The following is a 1488-nucleotide window of genomic DNA, read 5'->3' as shown; positions in this document are numbered from 1 at the left end:
GCGCAAAAAGGAATAGTTGTGGCAGAGGGATTTGACTATGAAATAATAGAAAAGATGAACAAGCCCCACGACAACTTGAGCCTATTGGTTACGCTAAAGTCAACGGGAGAAGTAGAAAAGACGGTAGTGGCGAGCGTGATGGAGTCCTTGACTGTAGACCCAGATAATTCAAGTGACTGGAAAAGACTGAAAGAAATCTTTGTAAACCCAAGCCTACAGATCGTAAGCTTTACAATAACAGAAAAAGGATACAACCTAAAGGATAATAAAGGGAGCTACTATCCAGCGGTTCAGGCAGATTTTGAAGCTGGCCCCGAAAACACCCAAAGCTATATCGGAAAGCTTGTAAGTCTGGTTTTTGAAAGATACAAAGCCGGCAAGCTTCCGCTAGCCCTTGTGAGCATGGACAACTGCTCCCACAACGGAACAAGGCTACATGATGCCGTAGTCGATTATGCAAGGAACTGGGTTGAAAAGGGACTGGTTGAAGAAGGGTTCTTATCCTACTTGGAAGATCCCGGGTTCATATCCTTCCCATGGAGCATGATAGACAAGATAACCCCAAGACCAGATGGAAACGTCAAGGAGATGCTAAGAGAAGAAGGCTTTGAAGATGTAGATGACATAATAACATCCAAAAACACTTATGTCGCTCCTTTTGTAAACGCAGAAGAGCCCCAGTATCTTGTGATTGAAGATATCTTCCCTAACGGAAGACCTGATATTTATGACAAGGGAGTAATGTTTTCAGATAGGGAGACGGTGGACAAGGTTGAAAAAATGAAGGTATGCACCTGCCTTAATCCCCTTCATACGGCACTTGCCATATATGGATGCCTTCTTGACTACACCTTGATTTCAGAGGAGATGAAAGATCCTCTTCTTAAGAAGATGGTAGAAACAATAGGGTATGTGGAAGGGCTTCCCGTGGTGGTAGATCCCAAGATCATCAAGCCTAAGGAATTTATCGACGAGGTAATCGGAGTCAGGCTACCAAATCCATTTATGCCTGATACGCCACAAAGAATAGCGACAGATACTTCTCAAAAGCTCAGCATAAGGTTTGGAGAGACGATAAAGGCCTATGATAAAGATGAAAATCTTGATGTGGGGGACCTAAAGATAATCCCTTTGGTGCTGGCCGGATGGCTAAGATACCTTATGGGCATAAACGACCGTGGAGAAACGATGGAGCTAAGCTCAGATCCATTGCTGGAGGAGCTTAAATTTCAGCTGGAGGAGATAAAGCTTGGAGATAGTGAAGGATATGCTGAGAAGATAAAGCCGATACTTTCTGATGAAAAGATATTTGGGGTGGACTTGTATTCAGTTGGTCTTGGTGAAAGAGTTGAATCTTACTTTGGAGAGCTTATAGAGTCTGAAGGTGCAGTGGAAAAGACCTTGAGAAAGTATCTATAATATAAAACGGAGGGAAAAACATATGAAAATGTCATGGAGATGGTATGGAGAGGGGAATGATTCTATAAC

Annotated in this window: 1 protein-coding gene; it reads left to right on the top strand. The window is 42.9% G+C overall.

The window, feature by feature from the left end; all coding sequences use genetic code 11:
* The coding region (locus tag BUB93_RS11200; RefSeq protein WP_073272297.1) for a mannitol dehydrogenase family protein at window positions 1-1419 on the top strand (1419 nt) is incomplete at its 5' end.
* Window positions 1420-1488 lie beyond the last annotated feature (69 nt).

The sequence above is a fragment of the Alkalibacter saccharofermentans DSM 14828 genome, assembly GCF_900128885.1.
Lineage (GTDB): Bacteria > Bacillota > Clostridia > Eubacteriales > Alkalibacteraceae > Alkalibacter > Alkalibacter saccharofermentans.
This window is presented reverse-complemented; position numbering and strand designations above follow the sequence as displayed.